The sequence below is a fragment of the Cryptosporangium sp. NPDC048952 genome, from assembly GCF_043197895.1.
Taxonomy (GTDB): domain Bacteria; phylum Actinomycetota; class Actinomycetes; order Mycobacteriales; family Cryptosporangiaceae; genus Cryptosporangium.
The window spans coordinates 496851-515361 of record NZ_JBICTY010000003.1 but is presented as its reverse complement, the minus strand read 5'-3'; the positions used below and the strand labels follow the sequence as shown (position 1 = coordinate 515361).

The following is an 18511-nucleotide window of genomic DNA, read 5'->3' as shown; positions in this document are numbered from 1 at the left end:
CTCGGCCACAGAGCGGGCACAAGCGAACACAGCACACAGCTCCTAGCCCTAGGGTGACCTCGTGGTCACGGAGTTCGGAGCAGCTGGCGCGCGGAAGCGCGCCCCCTGGTACCCGGCTCCCGACCGCTACCCGCGGCAGTGGGCGATGCTGGCGGCGATCGGCGCGGCGCTCACGGCGACGGTGGCCGGGTGGCCGCACTGGGGCGTCCACACGCTGGCCGCCACGATCACGCTGCTGGAGTGCGCCACCACCGCGGCAGCCGGCGTCCTGCTGGCCACCGGGCGCGGTACGCGTCCGACCGGTGTCTACCTGTTGGTGGCGTCGTTCTGCTGGGCGCTGACGTGGTTGGCCGCGTGGAACGCCGGGCCGGGGCCGCTGATCGCGGTGTTCGCCCAGTCGCTGTTCTTCACGACCGGCGCGATCGGGATCCTGTACTACCCGGACGGTCGCCTGCACGGGCGGCCGGAGCGCTGGTGGGCCACGGGGGGCGCGCTCGCGCTGATCGGCGGCCAAGCGATGCTCTGCCTGTCGACCCCGCCGACGCTCTACGGCTTCGCCGACGACATCTTCTGGCCCCGGCTGTGGCACTCCGACCGCTCCGAGACGATCGTGCTGATCGGCGTCACGGTGATCTCGGCAGCGGCCGCCGCGACGTTCGCGGCAGTGATCTGGTGGCGGCAGCGGCGGCTGCACGGCGTCGAACGCGCGTTGACGCTGCCGGTGCTCGCGCTGGTCGCGGTCGTCGGGCTGCTCTCCGCGTTCGTGCAGACCGGGGCGATCACGGGCCTCGACCGGCAGCTCGACACGTACCTGGTGCAGGGCACGCTCGCGCTGTCGGTGCCGCTGGCGCTGCTGGCCGTCGGGCTCCGGCGGCGCTGGGCCGAAGTCGCGGTGGCCGATCAGCTGCTGCAGCTCACCCGCCCGCCGTCGGCGGTCCGGGTCCGCGACGCGTTCCGCGCCGTTCTGCGTGATCCGACGCTCGACGTCTGGTTCTGGGTGCCGCGCCAGGGTCAGCACGTCGACCACGCCGGACGGGTCGTTCACCCGCCCGCAGCCGACAACGAACGCTGGCGCCTGCCGGTGGTGACCGAGCACGGGGCGCCGCTGGCGATCGTGGACACCGACCCGGCGCTGCGCCGGCACGAGGGGCTGGTGACCTCCGCGCTGCTCGCCGGGCGTCGGGCGCTGGAGAACGCACAGCTGCAGACCGAGGTGCAGGCACGCATCGAGCAGGTCCGCGCCGCGCAGATGCGGCTGCTGCAGGCCGAGGCCACCGAGCGCCAGCGCATGGAGCGCGACCTGCACGACGGCGCCCAGCAGCGGCTGGTGGCGCTGGCGATGCGGCTGGCCGCGGTGGAGGGCACCGTCGTCGAGCCGGAGGCCCGGCGCGCGCTGCGCGAGGCCCGGGACGCCGCGACGCAGGCGCTGGGCGAGCTGCGGGCGTTCGCTCGGGGAATCCACCCCGGACAGCTCACCGAGGAAGGCTTGCCGGCGGCGCTGGAGAGCCTCGCCGAGCGGCTCGACCTGGCGGTCGAGTTACGGGTCGACGACGTCCGCCCGTCGCCGGGGCTGGAGCGGGCGCTGTACCTGACGCTGGCCGAGGCGCTGACCAACGCGGCCAGCCGGGCGTCGCGGGTCGTGGTGCGGGTCTACGTGGCCGACGGGTTCCTGGTCGGCGAGGTCGCCGCGGACGTGTCGTGGCACGGCAGCGGGCTGGACGGGATCCGCGACCGGGCCCGCGCACTGGGCGGCGAGATCGAAGCCGTCGACACGACGTTGCGCGTGCGTCTCCCGCTCGACTGAGTACACACCGTTAGAGGGACGTGGCTGTCCCCCACACTTTCGTGACTTCCCTGATACTGAGAGCCACCAAAAGAGGAGGAATGGTGGCAGCCCCCGCACAAAACACCGAGCCAGACACAACAGCCCGTGTCCGGCACGCCGACCGTCTGATCGAGCAGGCGATGGAGGAGCACGACCCCCATCTGCTCGACGAGGCCGTCGTTCTGCTTCGCGGGGTCGCTGCTGAGCTCCCCGAGAACGACCCCACTCGCCTCGCTCCCCTGTGGAGCCTGAAGTCCGCGCTGCAGGTCCGCTACGGCGTCTACGCGCACCCGGCCGACCTCGACGACGCCGTCGCGCTCCTGCGCGAGCTGCTCGCGGGCACGCCGTCGCAGCACCCCGCCGTCGTCGACGCCCGCGCCGACCTCGCCGACACGCTGCTCGGCCGCTTCCGCGAGGCCGGCCAGGAGAGCGACCTCGCCGAGGCGCTCGCCCTCTACGAGGGCGGCATCCCCGGCCTGCCGAACGACCATCCGGCCCGTCCGGGGTTCCTCGCCGGTTATGCCGACGCCCTGCTGGCGCGCGCCGAGTCCGCGCAGGACGCCGAGTTGCTGGACGAGGCGATCCGCACCGCGGGCACGGCAGTGGATTCGATGGCCAAGGGCGACCACCGCACCCCGCAGGCGCTCTGCACGCTGGGCCTGGCGCTCCGGCTGCGCTTCCGGGTACGCGGCCGGACCGCCGACGCCGACGCGGCGGTGACGATGCTGCGCCAGTGCGCCGAGCTCTCGATCGACGCCGACCCGAACCGGCCGGGGTACTTCGCGAACCTCGGGCTCGCGCTGGCCGATCGGCACGCGTTCAGCGGCCAGGACGAGGACCTCGACGGGGCGATCGACGCCCTGCGCCGGGCCGTCAAGGGTCTGCCGCCGGAAAGCCCCGAGCAGCACGAGGCGGCCTGGTGCCTGGCCGCCGTGCTCAAGGAGCGCTGGGACCGGGACGGTGAACCGACCGATCTGGACGAGGCGATCGTCAACGCCCGCTCGTCGATCGTCAGCGGGCCGAGCGGTCATCCCGGGCTCGCCGTGCGGCGGTGGCAGCTCGGGGACGCGCTGTTCGAGCGGTTCGAGCTGCACGAGCGCCGCGAGGACCTGGACGAGGCGGTCACGACGCTGCGGCAGGCGTCGGTGTCGGCGCAGCGCAGCGGCACGCCCGAGCCCGCGGCCGTGAACATGCGGCTGGGCACGGTGCTGGCCGAGCGGTACGAGCGGTACGGCGCCGAGGCCGACATCGGTGAGGCGCTGGAGCTGGGTCAGGCCGCCGTGGCCGCGACCGGCGACGACCACCCGGACCTGCCCGGACGCGTGGCCTCGCTGGGGTTCCTGCTGCAGACGAGCAGCCACCGGGCCGGACGCGACGCCGACCTCGACGAGGCGGTCGAGCTCCTCCGCGAGGCCCTCCGCGCCCCGCTCCGCTCCCCCGCGGCAACAGCCCCGGTCTCCGCCGAAGCGGCTGCGGCTGCGGCTGCGGGTGCGGGTGCGGCTGCGGGTGCGGAGGCCGATGGCGCGGCCGCTCCGGACGAGGAGGCGCCGGACGAGCAGGAAGGGCGGAACGCGGTGACGTTCCGGCTCGGCCTCGCGCTGAGCGAACGCTTCGGCCGCCGCGGCGCACTCGCCGACCTCGACTCCGCGATCAACGCCTACCGGACGCTGCGGGACTCGACCCCGCCCGAGCACCCCCTGCACGGGCTGGCGAGCAACACGCTCACCCAACTCGAGAGCGCCCGCGCCGAAGAGATCTGAAGCCCACGACGGGGCGCCCGAGGTCCGGGGCGCCCCGTTTGTGCATCCGCCTAACAGGTCCGTTACGCGCGAAACGGGCAGTTGTTCCCGATGAGACCGTGGGGAAATCGACCGCGACTGTACTTCTAGCCATGCGGTTAGTACCGGACACGCTGGACGGACACGAGTTACCGGTCGTCGTAGTCGGCGGCGGTCAGGCCGGACTGTCGATCAGCTGGCATCTTACCCAACACGACATCGAGCACGTCGTCCTCGAACGGCACAGCGTCGGGCACGAGTGGCGCACCCGCCGCTGGGACACGTTCTGCCTGGTCACCCCGAACTGGCAGTGCGACCTCCCCGGCCACCCCTATGCGGGTGCGGACCCGGACGGGTTCATGGTCCGCGACCAGATCCTCGACTACCTCACCGACTACGCCGCGTCGTTCCCGGTGCCCCTCTACGAGGGCGTGAGCGCGACCCGGCTGCGCGGTCGCCCGGACGGCCGCTACGACCTCACGACGTCGGCCGGAACCGTGATCGCCGACCAGGTCGTCGTCGCGACCGGCCCGTACCAGGTACCGGTGACGCCACGCCTGGCCGAGCGGCTGCCGGACGGCGTCACCCAGCTGCACTCGTCCGCGTACCGCAACGCAGGCCTGCTCCCGCCCGGCGAGGTGCTGGTCGTCGGCAGCGGGCAGTCCGGCGCGCAGATCGCCGAGGACCTGCACCTCGCGGGCCGCCGCGTCCACCTCGCGGTGGGCAGCGCGCCGCGCGTCGCCCGGTTCTACCGGGGCCGCGACGTCGTCGCCTGGCTCGAGGACATGGGCTACTACTCCCGCACGATCGCCGACTTCGCGGACGCCGACGCGGTGCGCTTCCGCGTCAACCACTACGTCACCGGCCGCGACGGCGGACGCGACATCGACTTGCGGGCCTTCGCCCGCGACGGCATGCGTCTGCACGGACGGTTGAGCGCCGTCGCCGAAGCCCTGCACTTCGACGACGATCTGGCGGCCAACCTGGACGGCGCCGACCGGGTCTCCGAGTCCATCAAAGACTCGATCGACGAGTACCTGGCGCGAACCGGCATCGAAGCCCCGGAGGAACCCCGCTACGTCCCCGTGTGGACGCCCGGCGACGCCGACTACGACCTGCGGGAACTGCCCGCGGACCAGCTCTCGGCGGTCATCTGGAGCACCGGCTTCGGCCCCGATCACCGCTGGATCGAAGCGCCGGTGTTCAACGGCAGGGGCTATCCGGTGCACGACCGGGGCGTCACGCCGTCTCCCGGCCTGTACTTCGTCGGACTGCCGTGGCAGTGGACGTGGGGCTCGGGCCGCTTCGGCGGGGTCGGCGCGGACGCGGCGTACCTCGTCGAGCAGATCGTGCGGAAGCCGCGGACCGGCATCCACTGGCTGGCCGGAACCCCGACGGAGACGTACAACACCGACTGGATCCCGGCGAGAACCGCGTGAACGACGCCCACCGGCACCTCGGCGTGCTGCCCGCCTATCCGTTCTACGGTGGTCCGCCGGTCAACCCCGACGTCACCGCACGCGCCACGCTCGCCGAGCTGATCGCCGACCTCGACGCCGAGGGAACCGAGCGGGCGCTGGTCATTCCGAACTACGGCGTCCCGGACCCCACCGTCGCGTTCGGCTTCAACGAGCTGTGCGTCGAAGCGGCGCAGAAGGACGACCGGATCCGCGCCGGGCTGTGGGTCTCGGCGAAGCCGTCCGACGCGGAGCGCACCGCTGCCGCGCTGGCACTGGCGGGTGAGCCCGGCGTCCGGGCGCTGAAGCTGAGCTTCCTGCTCGGCGGGACCGTCCACGACTCCCGCCCCGGCCTGGACACGATCTTCGCCGCCGCCCGGGAGCACGATCTCACCGTCCACGTCCACACGTCGCCCGGCGCGGCCTCCGACATCGACGAGATCACCCACCTCGTCGACTGGTACGGCGACGACGCCCGCATCCACCTCGTGCACTTCGGCGGCGGCATGAGCGGCCACATCAAGCTCGTCAGCGGGCGCTTCTTCGACTGGATCGCGGCCGGCAAGCAGGTCTACACCGACCTGTCGTGGGCGATCGGCTTCGCCCCGCGCTGGCTCGCCGCCGAGATCGAACGCCGCGGCGTCGGGCACGACCGGATCCTCTTCGCCAGCGACGAGCCCTGGGGCGACTTCGCCGGCGAGCACGCCCGTCTGAAGGCCGTCACCGGCGACGGCGAACTGGGCCGCCTGATCTTCACCGACACCTTCGAAACCCTCTACGGAAGGCCGAGCCATGACCACTGAGACCGCTGCCACCACGCTGACCGAGGCCGAGCAGAAGTCGCTCACCGAGATCCCGCACCCGTCGCTGCCCGAAGGCAGCAGCATCTACGGCGGGACGAAGGTCTTCCCGGACTACCAGGCCGAGCCCGGCCAGTCGTACTTCACGCTGGTGCACGGCATCGCGCACGAGTCGTCGGTGAGCTTCGTGGCGATCCTGCAGGCGACGCGCGCTCAGCGGAAAGGGTTCGAGTCCGCGATCTACTTCTACGGCCCGGGCTCGCTGAACTGCCTGGCCACGCGTGGTTTCCCGACGACCGGCAACTCGGCGTTCCCCGGCGAGCACAACATCAACGACTCGCTGAAGACGTTCATCGCCGAGGGCGGCAAGGTGTACTGCTGCCGGTTCGGGCTGTCGCTGCACGGGGCCCGCGAGGAAGACCTGATCTCCGGCGTCATCCCGACGCACCCACTCGACGTCCAGGACGCGCTGATCCACTACGCGCGCAAGGGCGCGATCATCAACTCCACCTACATGTTCTGAGCATGACGCTCAGCACCAGGGTGGATGTCGCGATCCGGGGCGTGCGGCTGGACGCCCCGGTTCGCCGGCCCGACGGCGCCGGTCCCAGCAACGATGGCCACGTCACGCTCGACGGTTCCAACGCCGCGATCCCGCTGGTGCTGGATTCGCCCTACTCGGCGGCGGGCGGCCGGCTGCTGTACCTCGGCGAGGACACCGGGCTCTCGCTCGAGCCGGTGCGCCGCCCTCGCTTCTACGACCTGGCCACCGCGGACGGCGTCTCCTACGAGAAGATCGCGCGGCTGCACGGCAGGGACGTCCTCGCCACCACCGTCGTCCAGACGTGCATCCGCTACGTCGAGGACCAGCGGTGCCGGTTCTGCACGATCGAGGAGTCACTGCGCTCCGGCGCGACGATCGCGGCGAAGACCCCGGCGCAGCTCGCCGAGGTGGCCGAGGCCGCGGTGCGGTTGGACGGCGTCACGCAGATGGTGATGACGACCGGGACGACCACCGGTCCCGACCGGGGTGCGCGAAACCTCGTGCGGTGCGTCCGGGCGGTGCTCGAGGCAGTGCCCGGGTTGCCGATCCAGGTGCAGATCGAGCCGCCCGGCGATCTGGGGGTTCTCACGGACCTGCGCGAGGCCGGGGCGACCGCGATCGGCATTCACGTCGAGTCGCTCGACGACGCCGTTCGGAAGGCGTGGATGCCCGGGAAGGGCAGCGTGCCGCTGGCCGAGTACGAGGCCACGTGGGACGAAGCGGTTCGGGTGTTCGGCCCGAACCGGGTGTCGACGTATCTGCTGGTCGGGCTCGGCGAGAACCCCGACGAGCTGGTCGCGGGCGCTGCCCGGCTCATCGACCGGGGCGTGTACCCGTTCGTCGTGCCGTTCCGCCCGATGGCCGGAACGCTCGCGCGTCGCGACGGGGCGACAGCTCCCCCACCGTCGCTGGTGCGGGACGTGACCGCGCGTGTCGGTGCGTTGCTGCGGGACGCCGGGATGTCCGGCGCCGCCCAAGGTGCCGGCTGCGCCGCCTGCGGCGCCTGCAGCGCCCTTCCCGCCGCGGGAGGATGACGTGCGTCCGCTGCTGGATGTTCCCACGCTCACCGGCGTGCGACGGCCGACGGTCACGATCGAGCGTGCTGACGAGTTGAGCGCCTACCGCTCGTTGCGGCGGGACGTGTTCGTCGCGGAGCAGGGGCTGTTCGCGGGGTCCGATCTCGACGAGCGGGACGAGGATCCGCGCACTGTGGTGCTCGTCGCGCGGGACCGGGAGGGGAGGGTGGTCGGCGGTGTCCGGCTCGGCCCCGCGACCGACGGCCCTGACCTGGGCTGGTGGACCGGCGGCCGCCTGGCCGTAGCCCCCGCCTGGCGCGGTGTGAGCGGCCGTGCCGACCGGACGGTCGGCGAGCGCGGAGCGGTCGGCGGGCGCGGAGCCGGCGGCGAGCGCGGGGCCGGCGGCGTCGGAGCCGGCGGCGTGGGGGCCGCGTTGGTGCGGGCTGCTTGTGCGTATGCGGAGAACGCGGGTGTGCTGCGGTTCGACGCCACCGTGCAGCCCCGGGCCGCGACGATGTTCCGGCGGCTCGGATGGGACACGGTCGGGCCGGTGACCGTCGCCGGGCGTCCGCACGTGTTGATGCGGTGGCCGATCGGGCGGATCGCCGCGCTGGTGGCGGCCACCAAAAGCGACCTCGGCGCACTGTTGACCGGACTCGCGCCGGGAGGCGCGGGGTGGGTCGGCGACGACGGGGCACCCGTGCCGGGATCGGACCTGATCGCCGCGTGCGACGCGATCCTGCCGTCGATGGTCGAGCGGGACCCGGAGTGGGCGGGGTGGTGCGGCGTGCTCGTGAACGTCAACGACCTGTCCGCGATGGGTGCGGCACCGGTCGGACTGCTCGACGCGCTCGGAGCGCGCGACGCCGAGCACGCGGCACGCGTACTCGCGGGGGTCAAGGCCGCCGCGGCGGCCTACGGCGTCCCGATCCTCGGCGGCCACACCCAGCTGGGGGTCCCCGCCGCCCTGGCCGTCACCGCTCTCGGCTCGGCACCAGCCCCAGTTCGCGGAGGGGGTGGGAAACCGGGGCACGAAGTGCGGCTCACAGTGGATCTCGGCGGTGGATGGCGGCCGGGTCACACCGGTCGGCAATGGGACTCGACCTCGTTCCGCGCCCCCGCGGACCTGCGCGCGATGAGCTCGTTCGTCGCCGCGTACCGCCCGGCGGCGGCCAAGGACGTGTCGATGGCGGGCATCGCCGGCACGCTCGGCATGCTCGCCGAGGCCTCCGGCTGCCGCGCGGTCCTCGACGTGGCCGCCGTCCCGCGCCCGGACGGCGCGACGATGAGCGACTGGCTCACGTGCTTCCCGGGCTTCGGCATGCTCACCGCCACCGACGCGGGCACCGGCGCCCCGACCGCCGGCCCGGCTACCAGCGCGGTCTGCGGCGAACTCGTCGAGGGGTCCGGCGTGACCCTCCGCTGGCCGGACGGCGAACTCACCGAGGTGATCGCATCCGGTGTCACCGGCCTGGGCGCCACACCTACCGAGGAGAAACGATGAGCACCCTCACCATGGCCGCTGTCGCGGCGCCGTTCGATCGGGATCTGGAGGCGGACTTCGTCCGGATCGAGCGGCTCGTCGAGAAAGCACGCACGGACGGCGTCGGGCTGCTGGCGCTGCCGGAAGCGGCGCTCGGCGGGTACCTGGCGGACCTGAACGGCGGGGCCGAAGGCCCACCGCCCCTCGCGCTCGATGGTCCGGAGATCTCCCGGCTCGCCGCGCTGGCCCGGGAGCTCGTCGTCGTCGCCGGGTACTGCGAGATCGCCCCCGACGGAACGAAGTACAACAGCGCGGTGTGCGTCACCGGCGACGGCGTGCTCGGCAACCACCGCAAGGTGCACCAGCCCCTCGCCGAGGACGCCTCCTACGGCGCCGGCGACGGGTTCGCCGCCTTCGACACCCCGATCGGCCGGATCGGCACGATGATCTGCTACGACAAGGCGTTCCCGGAGTCCGCACGCGCCCTGGCCCTGGACGGCGCGGAGATCGTCGTGTGCGTCTCCGCCTGGCCGGGCAGCCGCACCAACCCGTCGAGCGACCTCTCCTCGGACCGCTGGAAACGCCGGTTCGACCTGTTCGACCAGGCCCGTGCACTGGAGAACCAGGTGGTCTGGCTCTCGGCGAACCAGACCGGCACGTTCGGTTCGCTGCGTTTCGTCGGCAGCGCGAAGGTCGTCGATCCGGGTGGGGAAGTGCTGTCCGACACCGGCGTGGCCGGGGGCATGGCGGTCGCGTCGCTCGACGTCCGGCAGGCGCTGGAGAACGCGCGGCGCGCGATGGGCCACCTCCGCGACCGCCGCCCGGAGGCCTACCCCGTCCTGGGTGGTCGCCCGGAGTTCGAGCATGTCTGAGGGGCTAATCTCGGCTGCATGGCGGTGATCCGGATCGGCGCCGTGTCGGCCCACTTCGGGCGGAACCTCGACCACGACCTCGAGCGGATCGCCCGGCTGATCGACCAAGCGCGCGCACAGGGCGTCCACCTGCTCGTCCTCCCCGACGCCGCACTCGGCGGTTACCTCTCCGACCTGCGCGACCCCGACCCGGCGACGTTGCCCCCCGCCGTGGACCTGGACGGACCGTTGCTCGACACGGTGACCACGCTGGCCGGCGACATGATCGTCTGCCTCGGACTCCGCGAGGCCGCCGGCGAACACCGCTACAACACCGCGGTGTGCCTGTCCGGCGACGGCATCCTCGGCACGCACCGCAAGGTGCACCAACCAGCGGGCGAGTCGGCCGCGTACACCGCCGGTGACCGGTTCGCCGCGTTCGACACCCCGGTCGGCCGGATCGGCATGCTCGTCGACTACGACAAGACGTTCCCGGAGTCCGCGCGCACGCTCGCGCTCGACGGCGCCGAGATCCTCACCTGCCTGTCGGCCTGGCCGACGTCGATCACCAATCGGGCGCCACGGATGGCCGACGACCGCCAGTCACGGCTGTTCGACCTGTACGACTGCGCGCGGGCAGCGGAGAACCAGGTCGTGCTCGCGTCGTCGAACCTGACCGGGGCGATGGGCGGGATGCGGTTCCTCGGTCAGGCCAAAGTGGTCGGTCCGGGCGGTGACATCGTGGCGCGGACCTGGTCGAAAGCGGGGATGGCGGTGGCGGAGCTGGACGTCGCGGCGGAGATCGCGCGGGCCCGGCGCGTGCTCGCACACCTGGCGGAACGGCGTCCGGGGGCGTACGCGTGAGGGTCGCGCTGCTGACGTATTCGACGAAGCCGCGCGGCGGGGTCGTGCACACGCTGGCGCTGGCCGAGGCGCTGGCGCGGCTCGGCGTCGACGTGACCGTCTGGACGCTCGGCCGCGGCGGCGACGGCGGGTTCTTCCGGCCGGTCGACCCGGCGGTCACCGTGCGGGTCGTCCCGTTCGAGGCGTCGTCCGAGGAGTCGGTCGGCGAACGGATCGTGCGGTCGATCGCCGTGCTCCGCGAGGCGTTCGACCCCGTGGACTACGACGTCGTCCACGCACAGGACTGCATCAGCGCGAACGCGGTCCGCGGTACGCGCTACGCCCGCACCGTGCACCACCTGGACACGTTCACGACGCCGGAGCTCGCCGCCTGCCACGAACGCGCGATCGTGGAACCCGCCGCACACATCTGCGTCTCGTCCGCGGTCGCGGCCGAGGTCCAGGCGGGCTGGGGGCTGTCGCCGACGGTGATCCCCAACGGTGTCGACGCCGAGCGCTTCGCGTCCGCCGATGCCACGGATCCGGCGGGGCTCGGGAGCTACGTCCTGGCGGTGGGCGGCATCGAGCCGCGCAAGGGGTCGTTGGCGCTGCTCGAAGCGTTCGCACTGCTGGGCAGGCCGGACGTGAAGCTGGTGATCGCCGGCGGCGAGACCCTGTTCGACTACCGGGACTACCGCGCGGAATGGGAGGCCCGGGCCCGCGAGCTCGGTGTCGAACCGGTCGTGCTCGGCCCGGTCGACCACGACGCATTGCCGTCGCTCGTGGCGTCCGCCGCCGTCTTCGCGTTTCCCTCGACGAAGGAGGGCTTCGGGCTCGCCGCGATGGAGGCCCTCGCCGCCGGCGTCCCGGTCGTCACCAGCGACCTCCCGGTCCTGCGCGAGGTCTTCGGCACCGCGGTCCGCTTCGCCGCCGACGTCCCCTCGCTGGGCGTCGCCCTGAAAGACGCACTGGGCAACGGCGGGAACCCCGAGGAGGGCCGAGCCCTGGCCTCCCACTACACCTGGCCCACCGCCGCCCACCGGCATCTCGACTTCTACCAGCGTTTCCGAGCTGTTCGGTGGGGCACTGGACCATCGATGCGTGACTGAACAGTTACCCCGGCGTGGGGGCGGGGTTCACCCCGCCGCCCCCGGCCTCGTCCTGCTGATCTCCTGCGTCGTGGTCGATCAGCTCGACCACGGTGCCCGGCTCGTCGCCGCGCTGGCGGGCCTGCTGCTCAGCGCGTACCTGTGCTGGCGCGCGTTCAGCCCCGCTCGCTTCTTCCGGGCCTGATTCGAGCGGCCTAGTCCGGGAGCACGTGCGCCGCGCTACCGACGATCTCCGGGTCGGGCTCGGTCGCGATCTCCTCGTCCTTGTCCGCGTAGTTGAACCGCGAGAGCACGTATTTCATCGCCTCGATCCGGGCGCGCTTCTTGTCGTTGCTCCGCACGACGGTCCACGGCGCCATCTGCAGGTCGGTGCGGAGAAACATCTCCTGCTTCGCCGTTGTGTAGGCGCCCCACTTGTCGAGCGAGGCGATATCGGTCGGCGAGAGCTTCCACTGCCGCACCGGGTCGATCTCCCGGATCGCGAACCGGGTGCGCTGCTCGGACTGGGTCACCGAGAACCACAGTTTGATCAGGTGCACGCCGTTCTCGACCAGCATCTGCTCGAACTTCGGCACGTCCTCGAAGAACTGCTCGTACTGCTCGTCGCTGCAAAAGCCCATGACCCGCTCGACCCCGGCCCGGTTGTACCAGGACCGGTCGAACATCACGATCTCGCCCGCCGCCGGCAGGTGCGAGACGTAGCGCTGGAAGTACCACTGGGTCTGCTCGCGCTCGGTCGGCTTCTCCAGCGCGACCACGACCGCACCACGCGGGTTGAGGTGCTCCATGAAGCGCTTGATCGTGCCGCCCTTGCCAGCGGCGTCGCGTCCCTCGAACAGGATGACCAGCTTGTCGCCGGTCCCCTTGATGTGGTTCTGCAGCTTGAGGAGCTCGATCTGCAGCAGCCGCTTGACCCGGTTGTACTCGTCGCGGGTCATCCGGTCGGTGTACGGATAGCCCTCGCGCCAGGTGTCGACCGGGGTGCCGTCCGCGTGGAGCAGCACCGGGTCGTCCTCGGGGTTGTCCTGCACCCGGTAGCCGTGAGCGCGGGCCAACACGAAACGACCGTCCTCGTCGTACAGCTCGGCTCCGTCGACGCTGCTCTGGATGCTCATCGCGGTCCCTCCGTCGTCCTACGCACCGGATAACCGTTTCCCAGCTGCGTGAACGTCCGGTGAACGACGGACAGGCTCACGCGAAATGAGCGCCCAGAGCCGCGTCGACGGCCGCTCGGAGCTGCGCCCGGCGGACCGGACTGTGCAGTACCGCGGCGATGTCCGTCTCGGTGGGGTCCGCCGCCCGGCGCGCGGTGAGCGGCGCCACGACGACACGCGGGACCCCGGGGGCGACGCACGCGTCGGCGTCGACCACCGCGAACGCGGGATCGGCCGGTCCCGGCTCGGTCCGCACGGTCGCACCCCAGCTCACCAGGTGCGTCCGGAGCGCCCGCTCGGTGACCTTCTCGCCGTGCGCGATCAGCACGGTCCGGCCGGCGAGCGGCCGGTCGTCGGGGTCGGTGAGGCTCGCCGGTCCCACGTCCATGCTCACCGTGCTGGTGAACGTCGAACCGATGCCGAGCTCGGACGTGACCGTCAGCTCGCCGTCCATTCGCTGGCTGAGCTCCCGCGCGATCGAGAGCCCGAGCCCGGTGCCGCCGAACCGCCGCGTGGTGGACACGTCAGCCTGCCCGAACGGCACGAAGATGCGTTCCAGCGCGTCCGGAGCGATCCCGATGCCGGTGTCGTGCGCCCCGAATGCGAGGCACGCCCGGTTCCGGCCCGTCCGGCGGGTGTCCAGCTCCACCCACACGTGGCCCTCCGCCGTGAACTTCACGGCGTTGACCAGCAAATTCACCAGGATCTGGCGCAACCTCGTCGGGTCTCCGCACGCCTTGACCGGCGTGTCCGGGGTGAAAACTGCCGCCAAGCCCACTTCTTTCGACGCCGCCTGCGGCGCCACGATCGCCAGCGCGTCCTCGACGCAGGTGATCAGGTCGAACGAGATGCACTCGAACGTGAAGTGCCCGGCTTCGAGCTTGGAGAAGTCCAGCAGGTCGTCCATGAGGCTGCGCAGGTGGTCACCGGCCGCCCGGATCGGTGTCAGGTAGTCGACCTGTTCGGACGTCAGCTCGGTCTCGCCGAGCAGTTCCGCGAACCCGATCACGGAGTTCAGCGGGTTGCGGATCTCGTGCCCCATGTCCGCGAGGAACGCTGCCTTCGCCCGCGTCGCCTCCTCGGCGGCCACGCGGGCCCGCTCGAGCTCCTCGGTCTGCGCGGACAGCTCGGCGTAGAGCGCCATCAGCCCGCGGCTGGTCTCGTCCAGCTCGGCCCGGAGCAGCTCGACCTCCTCCCGGAGCGCCGCTTCGTCCGTCATGGCCGGTCCCGCCGGTGGGCGACGACGACAGTGGCGTCGTCGGTGCCGCGTGCGTAGTCGCGGTGCAGCACCGCCGCGGCGACGGCGGGGTCGTGGTCGAACAGGTCGCGGTAGCCGTCGAACTCCAGCCGGCTGCGCAGCCCGTCGCTCCAGAGCACCAGCGTCGCGTCGCGCGGCCAGGGGTACTGCTGGATCCGCGCGTTCGGCGGCTTGGCCGCCAGCCCCAGGCTGCCGCTGAACGTCACGACGCCCTTCTCGACGTCGCCGACCAGCACGCGGCCGTTGACGTTGCCGATCGCCAGAGCCGACAGCGTGTCGGTGACCGGGTCGAGCACGCACACCGTGGCGACCGCTCCCCGGGTGCCCCGGGCGGCCTCGTTGGCGCGCGGGGTGAACGACGTCAGCGACGCGGGGTCCTCGCCGAAGACGTCGAAGACGACGTCCGTGGCGGCCGAGGCGGCAGCGCCGTGCCCCACGCCGTCCACCACCGCCACCGCTTGGCGCCCCACGTCGGCGTCGCAGACGGACCAACCGTCACCACTGACCTCGGAGAGCCCGACGGAGACCCCGCCGCACGTCCTCGGTTGCGCCTCGGAACCGCCGATGTCGACGACGCTGAGCACCACGGTGCCGGCGCCGACGCGGGTGTAGAGGTCGAACAGCGCCGACGCCCGGCGGGCCGCCCCCAGACCGCACCCAGGCCTTTAGGAGCCGGTGCACGGCCCTCCAGCGCGGCCGCGGGGTCGCGGATGCCAGGGCCGCGGTCGACGGCGAGGATCTCGATCTGCCCCGGAGGCACGGGTCGCAGCAGGAGCCAGCCGTCCGGGTCGGCATGGCGCAGCAGGTTCGTGCCGAGCTCGGTGGCGACCAACTCGGCCCTGGTGACGGCCTGCTCGTCGCCGCCGAGTTCGGTGACCATCCGGTTCGCGATCCGCCGCGCCTCCCCCACCGCGGTCCCGTCAGTGACGACGACCTGCCGGTGCGGGGAGAACCGCCGGTTCACCGGCCCCACTGGGTGATCACCACCGTGGTGCCGCGGCCCGGGCCGGTGTCGATCGAGAACTCGTCGACGAGACGCTTGCTGCCGGGCAGGCCCAGTCCGAGCCCGCCGCCGGTGGTGAAGTTGTCGGTCATCGCCGCGTCGAGGTCGGGGATGCCGGGGCCCGCGTCGCTGAACGTCGCCCGCACACCGTGCCGGCCGCCCTTGTCGAGCGCCTCGATGAGCACCTCGCCCTGACCATGCACCGCGTACCGGACGATGTTGCGCGCCAGTTCGCTGCCGGCGGTCACGAGCTTCGTCGCGGCGGTCAGCCCGAGGCCGGCGGCCTGCGACTCGGCACGCAGCGTCGTCCGGACCTTCAGCAGGTCCGACTCGGCGAGGATCGCCACCGAGTGCGTGTCGCCGTCAATAGAGGTGGTCATCGCGCAGTCCCTCGAGGCGCGCCATGCCCTGCTCGGCGTTGAGCGCGGTGTGGACGTGTTTCATCGAGACGCCCAGCTCGACGAGCGTGATCGCGACCGCCGGCTGCATGCCGACGACAGTCGTCTCCGCGCCGAGGAGCCGGGTCATCCCGACGAGCCGGGCGATGACCCGGGCCACGAACGAGTCCACCAGCGTCAGGCCGCTGATGTCGATCAGCATGCCCCTGGCCTGCGTCCGGGCCACCTCGCGGGTGACGACACGTTCGATCTGCTCGACCGTGGCGTCCTCGAGGTCACCCTGCAGAGTGACCAGGAGGTTCCGGCCGATCCGCATGATCGGGACCTCGTCAGGCATCGACTGTCGGTTTCTCGGCCGCGATCGGCGCACCGACCAATCGGAGCGCGAGCTGCAGGGCGTCCTTGAGGTTGCTGCGGCAGCGCAGTGCGCCCAGTTCGATGCCCAGGTGGACGATGGCCTGCGCGGTTTCCGGCCGGACGCCGGAGAGGATGCTGACGCTCCCCATCAGCCGCGCGGCCTCGACGGTCTTCATCAGGTGCTGCGCGACCTCGGTGTCCACCGCAGGAACGCCGCTGACGTCGAGGATGACGACCTCGGCCTGGTCACGGGCGATGCGTTCGAGCAGGTTCTCGGTCAGCCGCGCGGCGCGGGCGCTGTCGAGCGTCCCGATGACCGGGAGCACCAGCACGTCGTCCCAGACCTGGATGACCGGCGTCGAGAGCTCGAGGATCTCGTCGCGCTGGCGGGACACCAGCTGCTCGGACTCACGTCGTTCGCTCTGGTCCCGTGCGACTTTGACGAAGCCGATGACGTCGCCGTTCCCGCCCTTGATCGGGCTGAGCACGTCGTTGGCCCAGAACCGGCTGCCGTCGCGGCGCAGCCGCCAGCCCTCGGCCTCGAAGCGTCCGTTGGTGACCGCGGCCGCCATCTCCCGCTCCGCGACGCCACGCCGTGCCTCGTCCTCGGAGTAGAACATCGACACCGGCTTACCGAGCACCTCCTCGGCGCTGTACTGCCGGAGCCGCTCGGCACCCGGGTTCCAGGACTGGACCAGGCCCTCCGCGTCGAGGCGGATCACCTCGTAGTCGGTGATGCTGTCGATCATCTCCTCGACGCTCCGGAGCGCGAGCTCCTGGTCGCGCCGCTCGGTGAGATCCCGGACGAGCAGGAGATAACCGCCGGTGACCGGCAGCGGAGTGATCGTGATCGTCGCCCAGAAGCGCTCGCCGTTCTTGCGCAGGCGCCAGCCCTCGGTCGCCCGCTGGCCGACGGAGGCGGCGGCGGTCAGGTCGGCACGGAGCGTCTCGGCATCGATGTACAGCACCTCGGCGGACGTGCCGAGGACTTCGTCCGGCCGGTAGCCGGTGATGTCGCTGATCGCGCCGTGCCAACCCTTGATGAGACCGCCGGGATCCAGCCGGATCAAACCGAACTCGGTGATGGCGTCGACCATCTCCCGGTACTCGGTGTTGTCCCCACTGTTCGCCTGCACCGCGTCACTCACGCCAGCCTCCCGCAAAGCTCGCCCTGAGTGACACCATATGTACTAAAAGTTAGATCTGTGAATAACCTCGACCAGTGGGACGGAACACCGAGCGGATCCCGAAGTACACGACGGCGGCGAGCAGGAAGCCGACGATCGGCGTCACGTCGCCGATCCCGGGGCTCGACCGCACAACCAGGCCCGTGTACTGCGCCTGGTTCGAGAACAGCCCGATCGAGACGACGAGCCCGGTCACCATCGCGATCGGCCCGGCCCAGTTCGCGTACGTCCGGTCGTAGAGCACCGCCGAGTAGTCCTCCCCGCGTCGCATCCACAGGTCGGTGAGCGCGATCCCGAGCCACGGCGCGATCCAGTACCCGATCACCAGCAGGAAGTTCTCGTAGTTGTGCCCCGCGTCCTCGAGCCCGAAGTACGCCACGACGAAACCGATGACGCCGAACGTGAGCGCGACGAGCGCCCGGCGCAGGTGCGCAGGCAGCTTGACGCCCATCGTCAGGAACGACATCGACCCCGAGTAGATGTTGAGCACGTTCGCCGAGATGCCGCCGATGACGATCGCGAGCAGCGTCAGGTTCGCCAGCAGCGAGGGCATCGTGTCGACGAACGCCGTCGTCGGGTTGTCGGACGCCGGCGGGCCGATCGTGACCGACGCCGCGCCGACGATCTGCAGCACCGTGCACGCGACGAAGATGCCCAGCCCGGCGAAGATCCCCACCTGGCGTCGGTTCGTGTCGGGCGGCAGGTAGCGCGTGTAGTCCGCGGCGTACGGGTTCCACCCCGACGCGTACCCGAACACCGCGGCGAGCGTGAGCAGGAACCCGCCGACCGTCCCGACCCCGGGGATCCCGTCACCGGCCGGCGCACCCGGGTGCGACTTGCTCAGCACGACGACGGTGCCGATCACGAAGATCACGGCCAGCACCGGGAACGCCCACCGCTCGAACGAGTGCACGAAGTTGTGCCCGAAGAACGCGATCGCGACCTGGGCGAGCACTACGACGACCAGGCACGCCCACGTCGGCAGGTCGGTGAGCGCGTTGAGGGCGAACGACGCGCTGACGCTGTTGACAGCGAACCAGCCGATGCCCGCGGTCACCGAGAGGAACCCGGCCGGGAGCAGGTTGCCCCAAAAGCCGAACGCGCCCCGCGAGAGCACCATCTCCGGAACGCCGTGCACCGGCCCGCGCGCCGAGAGCACACCGTGCGCGATCGACGAGAGCGCGTTGCCCAACACGATCGCGGCCACGGCCTGCCAGAACGTCAGGCCGAACACGAGCGTGGCGAGCACGCCCAGGTAGATCGTGGCGAACTCCAGGTTCGGCGATGCCCAGGTCCAGAACAGGTTGAGCGGCGTGCCGTGCCGGTCGGCCAGCGGGATCTTCTCGATGCCGCCGGGCTCGACGGCCACCACTTTCGTGCCGTAGCTCCCCTCCCGGAGGGGCTCGACGTCGTTTTCCTCAACTAACGACATGGTCGTCCTCCCGCAG

The 18511-nt window shown here is 71.6% G+C and carries 18 protein-coding genes; 11 read left to right on the top strand and 7 right to left on the bottom strand.

Going from position 1 to position 18511, the window contains the following annotated elements; genetic code table 11:
• The first annotated feature begins 61 nt into the window (after nt 1–61).
• The 11 genes from ACGFY5_RS18420 to ACGFY5_RS18370 all read left to right on the top strand — a co-directional run bounded on the left by ACGFY5_RS18420 (nt 62) and on the right by ACGFY5_RS18370 (nt 11890).
• Nucleotides 62–1804, top strand: coding sequence for a sensor histidine kinase (locus ACGFY5_RS18420; RefSeq protein WP_392721244.1), 1743 nt, complete (start codon nt 62–64; stop codon nt 1802–1804).
• Between the two features lie 161 nt (nt 1805–1965).
• The gene (locus ACGFY5_RS18415; RefSeq protein WP_392721241.1) at nt 1966–3585 is read left to right on the top strand and encodes a hypothetical protein; all 1620 of its coding nucleotides are present in this window, start codon (nt 1966–1968) and stop codon (nt 3583–3585) included.
• 131 nt (nt 3586–3716) lie between these two features.
• A complete protein-coding gene (locus tag ACGFY5_RS18410; RefSeq protein ID WP_392721239.1) occupies nt 3717–5042 on the top strand; it encodes an MSMEG_0569 family flavin-dependent oxidoreductase in 1326 nt (441 codons plus the stop codon).
• On the top strand, nt 5039–5863 hold the full coding sequence (locus ACGFY5_RS18405) for an amidohydrolase family protein (RefSeq protein WP_392721237.1): 825 nt from the start codon (nt 5039–5041) through the stop codon (nt 5861–5863). The genes ACGFY5_RS18410 and ACGFY5_RS18405 overlap by 4 nt, the downstream gene beginning before the upstream one ends.
• Entirely contained in the window at nt 5853–6383 is a 531-nt protein-coding gene (locus tag ACGFY5_RS18400; protein WP_392721235.1) for an MSMEG_0572/Sll0783 family nitrogen starvation response protein, read from the top strand. The genes ACGFY5_RS18405 and ACGFY5_RS18400 overlap by 11 nt, the downstream gene beginning before the upstream one ends.
• 2 nt (nt 6384–6385) lie before the next feature.
• A complete protein-coding gene (locus tag ACGFY5_RS18395) occupies nt 6386–7438 on the top strand; it encodes an MSMEG_0568 family radical SAM protein (RefSeq protein WP_392721233.1) in 1053 nt (350 codons plus the stop codon).
• A gap of 10 nt (nt 7439–7448) precedes the next feature.
• Nucleotides 7449–8924, top strand: a complete 1476-nt coding sequence (locus ACGFY5_RS18390) for an MSMEG_0567/sll0787 family protein (protein ID WP_392722519.1) — start codon at nt 7449–7451, stop codon at nt 8922–8924.
• A complete protein-coding gene (locus tag ACGFY5_RS18385; protein WP_392721232.1) occupies nt 8921–9775 on the top strand; it encodes a carbon-nitrogen hydrolase family protein in 855 nt (284 codons plus the stop codon). Before ACGFY5_RS18390 ends, ACGFY5_RS18385 begins: the two co-directional genes overlap by 4 nt.
• 18 nt (nt 9776–9793) lie before the next feature.
• Nucleotides 9794–10618, top strand: a complete 825-nt coding sequence (locus tag ACGFY5_RS18380) for a carbon-nitrogen hydrolase family protein (RefSeq protein ID WP_392721230.1) — start codon at nt 9794–9796, stop codon at nt 10616–10618.
• Entirely contained in the window at nt 10615–11706 is a 1092-nt protein-coding gene (locus ACGFY5_RS18375; protein WP_392721228.1) for an MSMEG_0565 family glycosyltransferase, read from the top strand. The genes ACGFY5_RS18380 and ACGFY5_RS18375 overlap by 4 nt, the downstream gene beginning before the upstream one ends.
• Entirely contained in the window at nt 11699–11890 is a 192-nt protein-coding gene (locus ACGFY5_RS18370) for a hypothetical protein (RefSeq protein WP_392721226.1), read from the top strand. Before ACGFY5_RS18375 ends, ACGFY5_RS18370 begins: the two co-directional genes overlap by 8 nt.
• A 10-nt stretch (nt 11891–11900) precedes the next feature.
• Here the strand turns inward: ACGFY5_RS18370 and ppk2 are convergent, their stop codons facing one another.
• From ppk2 to ACGFY5_RS18335, 7 genes are all read right to left on the bottom strand, one after another.
• A complete protein-coding gene (ppk2, locus tag ACGFY5_RS18365) occupies nt 11901–12821 on the bottom strand; it encodes a polyphosphate kinase 2 (RefSeq protein WP_392721224.1) in 921 nt (306 codons plus the stop codon).
• 76 nt (nt 12822–12897) lie between these two features.
• Nucleotides 12898–14079 carry an ATP-binding protein gene (locus ACGFY5_RS18360; RefSeq protein WP_392721222.1) on the bottom strand — a complete coding sequence of 394 codons (1182 nt, stop codon included), beginning with the start codon at nt 14077–14079 and terminating at the stop codon, nt 12898–12900.
• Nucleotides 14076–14705, bottom strand: coding sequence for a SpoIIE family protein phosphatase (locus tag ACGFY5_RS18355; RefSeq protein ID WP_392721221.1), 630 nt, complete (start codon nt 14703–14705; stop codon nt 14076–14078). Before ACGFY5_RS18355 ends, ACGFY5_RS18360 begins: the two co-directional genes overlap by 4 nt.
• A 373-nt stretch (nt 14706–15078) precedes the next feature.
• Nucleotides 15079–15501 (bottom strand): ATP-binding protein, encoded by a 423-nt coding sequence (locus ACGFY5_RS18350; RefSeq protein ID WP_392721219.1) that lies wholly within the window; start codon nt 15499–15501, stop codon nt 15079–15081.
• Nucleotides 15485–15856: an STAS domain-containing protein gene (locus tag ACGFY5_RS18345; RefSeq protein WP_392721217.1), complete on the bottom strand. Its 372-nt coding sequence runs from the start codon at nt 15854–15856 to the stop codon at nt 15485–15487. Before ACGFY5_RS18345 ends, ACGFY5_RS18350 begins: the two co-directional genes overlap by 17 nt.
• Nucleotides 15849–17024, bottom strand: a complete 1176-nt coding sequence (locus ACGFY5_RS18340; protein ID WP_392721216.1) for a PAS domain S-box protein — start codon at nt 17022–17024, stop codon at nt 15849–15851. The genes ACGFY5_RS18345 and ACGFY5_RS18340 overlap by 8 nt, the downstream gene beginning before the upstream one ends.
• 49 nt (nt 17025–17073) lie before the next feature.
• Nucleotides 17074–18495, bottom strand: coding sequence for a purine-cytosine permease family protein (locus ACGFY5_RS18335; RefSeq protein WP_392721215.1), 1422 nt, complete (start codon nt 18493–18495; stop codon nt 17074–17076).
• Nucleotides 18496–18511 lie beyond the last annotated feature (16 nt).

What these genes read in the sequence shown, in the direction of transcription:
- ACGFY5_RS18395 (WP_392721233.1), top strand. Translation starts at nt 6,386, where the DNA reads ATGACGCTCAGCACCAGGGTGGATGTCGCGATCCGGGGCGTGCGGCTG.
- ACGFY5_RS18350 (WP_392721219.1), bottom strand. Translation starts at nt 15,501, where the DNA reads ATGACCACCTCTATTGACGGCGACACGCACTCGGTGGCGATCCTCGCC.
- ACGFY5_RS18360 (WP_392721222.1), bottom strand. Translation starts at nt 14,079, where the DNA reads ATGACGGACGAAGCGGCGCTCCGGGAGGAGGTCGAGCTGCTCCGGGCC.
- ACGFY5_RS18345 (WP_392721217.1), bottom strand. Translation starts at nt 15,856, where the DNA reads ATGCCTGACGAGGTCCCGATCATGCGGATCGGCCGGAACCTCCTGGTC.
- ACGFY5_RS18380 (WP_392721230.1), top strand. Translation starts at nt 9,794, where the DNA reads ATGGCGGTGATCCGGATCGGCGCCGTGTCGGCCCACTTCGGGCGGAAC.
- ACGFY5_RS18415 (WP_392721241.1), top strand. Translation starts at nt 1,966, where the DNA reads ATGGAGGAGCACGACCCCCATCTGCTCGACGAGGCCGTCGTTCTGCTT.
- ACGFY5_RS18385 (WP_392721232.1), top strand. Translation starts at nt 8,921, where the DNA reads ATGAGCACCCTCACCATGGCCGCTGTCGCGGCGCCGTTCGATCGGGAT.
- ACGFY5_RS18335 (WP_392721215.1), bottom strand. Translation starts at nt 18,495, where the DNA reads ATGTCGTTAGTTGAGGAAAACGACGTCGAGCCCCTCCGGGAGGGGAGC.
- ppk2 (WP_392721224.1), bottom strand. Translation starts at nt 12,821, where the DNA reads ATGAGCATCCAGAGCAGCGTCGACGGAGCCGAGCTGTACGACGAGGAC.
- ACGFY5_RS18410 (WP_392721239.1), top strand. Translation starts at nt 3,717, where the DNA reads ATGCGGTTAGTACCGGACACGCTGGACGGACACGAGTTACCGGTCGTC.
- ACGFY5_RS18400 (WP_392721235.1), top strand. Translation starts at nt 5,853, where the DNA reads ATGACCACTGAGACCGCTGCCACCACGCTGACCGAGGCCGAGCAGAAG.